At 70.3% G+C, this 6,043-nt stretch carries 5 protein-coding genes; 3 read left to right on the top strand and 2 right to left on the bottom strand.

What is annotated here, in order from left to right; translation table 11 throughout:
- Positions 1-127: 127 nt before the first annotated feature.
- Complete coding sequence (locus tag ACWDR3_RS46915) at positions 128-2,242, bottom strand: ArnT family glycosyltransferase (RefSeq protein WP_450358820.1); 2,115 nt, start codon at positions 2,240-2,242, stop codon at positions 128-130.
- Entirely contained in the window at positions 2,239-3,108 is an 870-nt protein-coding gene (locus ACWDR3_RS46910) for a dolichyl-phosphate beta-glucosyltransferase (protein WP_450358819.1), read from the bottom strand. Before ACWDR3_RS46910 ends, ACWDR3_RS46915 begins: the two co-directional genes overlap by 4 nt.
- Positions 3,109-3,387: 279 nt before the next feature.
- On the opposite strand from ACWDR3_RS46910, the gene ACWDR3_RS46905 reads away from it, so the two are divergent.
- From ACWDR3_RS46905 to ACWDR3_RS46895, 3 genes are read left to right on the top strand one after another with little or no spacing between them, the layout of a single operon-like run.
- A complete protein-coding gene (locus ACWDR3_RS46905; protein WP_450358818.1) occupies positions 3,388-4,518 on the top strand; it encodes an ABC transporter ATP-binding protein in 1,131 nt (376 codons plus the stop codon).
- Complete coding sequence (locus tag ACWDR3_RS46900; protein ID WP_450358817.1) at positions 4,515-5,231, top strand: ABC transporter permease; 717 nt, start codon at positions 4,515-4,517, stop codon at positions 5,229-5,231. Before ACWDR3_RS46905 ends, ACWDR3_RS46900 begins: the two co-directional genes overlap by 4 nt.
- The gene (locus ACWDR3_RS46895; protein ID WP_402346048.1) at positions 5,228-5,896 is read left to right on the top strand and encodes an ABC transporter permease; all 669 of its coding nucleotides are present in this window, start codon (positions 5,228-5,230) and stop codon (positions 5,894-5,896) included. Before ACWDR3_RS46900 ends, ACWDR3_RS46895 begins: the two co-directional genes overlap by 4 nt.
- Positions 5,897-6,043: the final 147 nt, after the last annotated feature.

Here is a 6,043-nt window from a genome sequence, read left to right as displayed (position 1 = left end):
CCTGGACGCCACCGACGGCTGGGCCGCGCTGGCGGATCCGGAGAAGTTCATGGAACTCAGGGAGATCCCTCAACCGGCGGCCCGCCCTTGGCTGTTGGGCCGGACACCTGATGTCAGGTGTCGGACGTCAGCTGACGTCGGAGGCGTCCAGGCGGTACAGCCCGCTGTAGTCGCTCACCGCCGTGCCGTGCTTCTTGACCCAGGTGGAGATCTCGGAGTTGGTGCCCTGTCCGCCGTCACTGCTGACGACGATGTAGTGCAACTTGCCCGACTTCACCAGGCTCTTGAGCTTGGCGAGGGTCATCGCGTTGTCGGACCCCGACCAGCCGCCCATGGAGATCACCGGCTGACCGGACTCCAGGATGATCGAGGACGCGGTCTGGTCGGTGGCCACCGCCACCAGCCAAGTGGCGCCGTCCTGGTGCTTCTTGAGGTACGTGATCTCCGCGGAGGAGACCGACCCACCGCCCATGCCGCCACCGGTCGCGCCCTCGGTGCCCGACTTGCTGCCGGACTCCGCCTCGGACGACGAGCCGCTGCTCGACGACCCGCTGCTCGAAGACCCGCTGCCGGACGGCGCGCTCCCTGACGGAGGCGTCCCCGTCGACTGACCGCCCGAGCCGCTCGTGCCGCTCGAACTGCTCCCGCCCGGACCGCCGTTGCCGCTGGGCCGCTGGCCGCCGCCCATGCCACCGCCGCCGCCCATCCCGCCACCCGTGCTCGGACCGGCCGTCGGGTTCGTGCCGTTGGTGCCGGCGGTCGCCGCCGACACCGAGTACGCGGCGGGCCCGGCGAGCAGCGCGACGATCGCCGCCAGTGCCGCGATCCCCGTAAGCCGCTGTCGCCTGGTGAACCGCCCGACCAGCAGGCCGATCACCGCGGCCGCGCCGGCGACCCCGGCCACGACCTCCGCGACCGTGTAGAGCGTCCCGGAGCCGGAGACCCGTTGGAGCAGGACGATCGCCCAGACCGAGCTCACCGCGATCGCGGCCGGCAGGACCCAGCCCCACTTCGCCGCCGAGCCGTCCTTGAAGGCGCGGTACAGCATGACTCCGCCGGCGCCGGCCAGTGCCGCGATGCCGGGTGCCATGGCGGTGACGTAGTACGGGTGGAACGTGCCCTCGGCGAGGGCGAAGGTCAGGTAGTGCAGGACGAACCAGCCGCCCCACAGCAGCAGCGCGGCCCGCTTGGCGTCCGTGCGAGGTGACCGGCCGCGCAGCACCAGGCCGCCGATCAGGGCGATCGCCGCGAAGGGGATCAGCCAGGAGATCTGGCCGCCCATGATGCTGTTGAAGAGCCGGTAGAGGCCCGCGTCGCCGCCGAAGCTCGCGCCGTTGCCCTGCGAGCCGACCGATGAACTCGCCCCGAAGATACGGCCGAAGCCGTTGTAGCCGATGACCAGGTCCCACACGGTGTTGTCGGTCGAGCCGCCGATGTAGGGGCGTGAGGAGGCGGGGATCAGGTCGACGACCACCATCCACCAGGCGCTGGAGACGATCAACGCCACGGTGCCGACGGCCAGGTTGCGGATGCGGCGGCCCAGGGAGATGCGCGTGGCCCACAGGTAGACCAGGAAGAACGCGGGCAGGACGACGTATGCCTGCATCATCTTCGTGTTGAACGCGAAGCCGATCGCGACCCCGGACCACACCAGTGGCATCAACTTGCCGGTGCGCACGGCCTTCATCAGGGCGGCCGCGCCCAGCAGCATCAGGAAGACGAGGATCGGGTCGGGGTTGGTGTCGCGGTTGATGGCGACCGTGATCGGGGTGAGGGTGAGCACGAGGGCGGAGATCGTGCCCGCCACGACGCCGAAGTCCCGCTTGATCATGCGGTACAGGAGGGCGACCGAGCCCGTGCCGACCGCGACCATCGGCAGCATCAACTGCCAGGTGCCGTAACCGAATACGCGGGCGGACAGGCCCATCACCCAGAGGGCGAACGGCGGTTTGTCGACCGTGATGAAGCTGCCGGAGTCCAACGCGCCGAAGAAGAAGGCTTTCCAGCTCTTGGTGCCGGAGTAGACGGCCGCGTTGTAGAAGGTGTTGCCGGTGATGGAGGAGAGGTTCCAGGCGTACAGGGCCGTCGCCAGGATCAGGATCGCCCACAGGGCGGGGCGGGCCCAGCGCGGGTCCTCGGGGGCGCCGGTGAACAGCCTTCTGATCCGGGGGACGGGCGGGGCGGCGGCGCGGTGGCGGCCCTCCTGGGCCGGGGGCGCGGGGGGCGGGGCGAGGGTCGTCATGACGCGTACTCCAGGTGCTCCGAGCGGGAAGAGGCGGGCGCCCCGGTGGGCGCTCCTTCGAGGGACTCGCGGGCGGCCGGCACGTGGGGAGTGCCGGCCCGCCGGGGTACGTCGGTGACCCGGGTGCGGCCGGTCACGGTGGCGCGCAGCATGCGCCGCACGCCCCTGAGGTCGTCGAGGGCGGTGCGGACGATGTCCACGCGGCTGTCGGGGTCGTCGACCCAGTCGACCGGCACCTCGTGGATGCGCAGCCGGTTGCGCTGGGCCAGGACCAGCAGCTCGGTGTCGAAGAACCAGGCGGTGTCCTCGATGTGCGGGGCCAGCGCGCGGAACACATCGGTGCGCACCGCCTTGAACCCGCACTGCGCGTCCGAGAAGCGCGCCGCCAGACCGAGCTTGAGGAGGAGGTTGTACGAGCGGGACACGAACTCCCGTTTGGGGCCGCGCACCACGGCCGACTGCCGGTGCAGCCGGCTGCCGATCGCGAGGTCGCTGTGCCCGGACAGGAGCGGGGCGACCAGCGGGAGGAAGCCCTCCAGACCGGTGGAGAGGTCGACGTCCATGTAGGCGACGACGTCCGCCGTGGACTCGCTCCACACGTGCTTCAGCGCCCGGCCCCGGCCCTTGGCCGTCAGCCGTACGGCGTGCACGTGCGGCAGCGACTCGGTGAGCGAGGCCGCCACCCGCCAGGTGGCGTCCGTGCTCGCGTTGTCCGCGATCGTGATCCGGAACGGGAACGGGAAGGACTCTTCGAGGTGTGCGTGCAGGGTGCCGACACTGTCGGCGAGGACGTGGGCCTCGTTGTGGACCGGCACCACCACCTCGACCGACCGGCGTCGGGCGCCGACCGCGTTCGTTTCGTTCATGTCAGCGACCATCAGGGCGTCGTCTGGGGGATCCCTGAGCGGTCTCTGAGCGGAGCGTGAGAATCAGCGAACTCACAGGTAGGACACAGCGCGGTGACGACGGGCCCCAAGAATCCGGCCCCGCGGCGAGGGTGACGACCCTTTTCGTAACGGGCGGATGAATCTCGTCCGCTGCAGGCGATACACCAAAACCCGGACGGTTTAGACTCTCCCGGCAACGGCCTGTGACCGTTGGCCAAAGCGGGCATTTTCTGCCAGTCCCGAAGGGTATTCGGCGTTTTGATACGGATAGATTCAGTCACCAAGCGGTACCCGGACGGCACGGTGGCGGTCGATCGCCTCTCCTTGGAGATACCCGACCGCTCGATCACCGTCCTCGTCGGACCTTCGGGCTGCGGCAAGACCACCACCCTGCGCATGATCAACCGGATGATCGAGCCGACCGAGGGCACCATCCTCATCGACGGCAAAGACGTCATGAAGCAGCCGGTCAACACGCTGCGCCGGTCGATGGGTTACGTGATCCAGAACGCTGGGCTCTTCCAGCACCGCACGATCATCGACAACATAGCGACCGTGCCCCGGCTGCTGGGCTGGAGCAAGGACAAGGCCCGGGAGCGGGCCCGGGAGCTGATGGGCCGGGTCGGCCTCGACGCCTCCCTCGCCAAGCGCTACCCCTACCAGCTCTCCGGCGGCCAGCAGCAGCGCGTAGGCGTGGCCCGGGCGCTCGCCGCGGACCCGCCGGTGCTCCTCATGGACGAGCCGTTCTCGGCCGTCGACCCCGTGGTCCGCAAGGGCCTTCAGGACGAACTCCTGCGCATCCAGGAGGAGTTGGGCAAGACCATCGTCTTCGTCACGCACGACATCGACGAGGCCGTCAAGATCGGCACGATGGTCGCCGTGATGCGCACCGGCGGCAAGCTCGCCCAGTTCGCGCCGCCCGCCGAGCTGCTGTCCAGCCCCGCCGACCCGTTCGTCGAGGACTTCCTGGGCGCGGACCGCGGCATCCGCCGGCTCTCCTTCTTCTCCTCCGCCGGCCTGGACCTGCTGACCACGCCGATCGTCGCCGTCGACGCCACCGCCGAGCAGATCGCCGCCCGCACCACCCCGGACGCGCCCTACCTCCTGGTCACCGACCTGGACGGCAAGCCGCTCGGCTGGAGCGAGCCGGGCGCCCTGGCCGCCGGCCGGATCGACCCCGCACGGCTCGTGTCGCACGGCCGGCCCTTCGTGCACGGCAAGGAGTCGCTGCGGGCCGCGCTCGACGGCGCGGTGCTCTCGCCGACCGGCTGGGCCGTCGCGGTCGACACCGAGGGCCGGGTGGCCGGCGTCGTCTCGCAGCAGACCATCGGCGAGGCCATCCGCGCCGCCCACGCCGAGGGCCGCGCCGACGCGAAGGTCGCCGGATGAACGGCTTCTTCGACATACCCAGCGACCTCCAGAACACGTACTGGGGCCTGGTCGGACTGCATCTGCGCGAGGCCCTGATCCCGGTCCTGGCCGGTCTGCTCGTGGCGCTGCCGATCGCCCAGCTCTGTGTGCGGCTGCGCTGGCTGTACCCGCCGGTGCTGTGGATCACGACCGTGCTCTACGCGATCCCCTCGCTCGCCTTCTTCGTCGTCCTCATCGACTACACCGGCCAGACCGAGACCACGGTGATGATCCCGCTGGCCGTCTACAGCCTGGTCGTGTTCGTGCCGGCGATCGTCGACGGCGTCCGCTCGGTGCCGCAGGAGACCCTCGACGCGGCCACCGCGATGGGCCTCGGACCGATCCGTAGGTACGTCCAGGTGCAACTCCCGATCGCCGCGCCCGCGATCATCGCCGGGCTCCGGGTGGCGACCGTGTCCAGCATCTCGCTGGTCAGCGTCGGCATGCTGATCGGCAACCAGGGCGGCCTCGGCAACCTGCTCAACGACGGCATGATCTACCACCAGCCGCGCCTGATCTGGCTGTCCGTCATCGGCACCGCCGTGCTCGCCATCCTCGCGGACGCCCTCCTGGTCGTCCTCCGGCTGGTCATCACGCCCTGGATGCCGCGCGGCGGACGAAAGACACGCCCCGTCGACGAACCGGCCCGGCCCGAACCGGCCGCGCCCGCCCTGGAGGACGCGGTCCGGTGAACGTACTGCACTACGTCAGTGACTTCTTCAGCAACAGCGCCCACTGGCACGGCTACGACGGCATCCCCACCCGGCTGCGCGAGCACATCCAGTACTCGCTGACCGCCCTCGCCATCGCCGCCGCCATCGGGCTGCCCATCGGCCTGCTCACCGGTCACACCGGACGGGGCGGCAACTCCCTGGCGCTCATCGCCACCGCCGCCCGCGCCCTGCCCAGCTTCGGTCTGCTGGTGCTGATGTTCGTGCTGCTGGGCCTCGGCCATCTCCCCGTGATGATCCCGCTGGTCGTCCTCGCCGTCCCGCCGATCCTGGTGACGACGTACGAGGCGATGCGGTCCGTGGACCCGTCCCCGGTGGACGCGGCCCGCGGCATGGGCATGGCGGAGCCGCGGATCCTGTTCCAGGTCGAACTCCCGGTCGCGCTCCCGCTGATCCTCAGCGGTCTGCGCTCGGCGGCCATCCAGATCGTCTCGACGGCCACCATCGCCGCCTACGTCAGCCTCGGTGGCCTCGGCCGCTACATTGTCGACGGCCTCTACCAGCGCAACTACGAGAAGGTCGTCGGCGGCGCCACGCTGGTGGCGATCCTCGCCCTGATCACGCTCGGCCTGTTCTGGGCGATCAACCGCTTCACGGTCTCCGCGGGCGTACGCCGCGGCGCCTGACGCCTGACACCTCAAGAACGGCACGAGAAGCGGGCCCGGAGCGGTTCACCTGCTCGCGGCCCTGGCTGCGCGAACGGCGCGAGGGCCGGCGTACCGCCTCCGTCAGTGTCACCGGGACCGCGGGCAGCCACGCCCACATCGTGCTCG

Source organism: Streptomyces sp. NPDC001002 (assembly GCF_053599215.1).
This window is presented reverse-complemented; position numbering and strand designations above follow the sequence as displayed.

Bases quoted from the DNA above. Each gene is read 5' to 3' on its own strand.
- ACWDR3_RS46915 (WP_450358820.1), bottom strand. From the start codon at position 2,242: ATGACGACCCTCGCCCCGCCCCCCGCGCCCCCGGCCCAGGAGGGCCGC.
- ACWDR3_RS46910 (WP_450358819.1), bottom strand. From the start codon at position 3,108: ATGAACGAAACGAACGCGGTCGGCGCCCGACGCCGGTCGGTCGAGGTG.
- ACWDR3_RS46900 (WP_450358817.1), top strand. From the start codon at position 4,515: ATGAACGGCTTCTTCGACATACCCAGCGACCTCCAGAACACGTACTGG.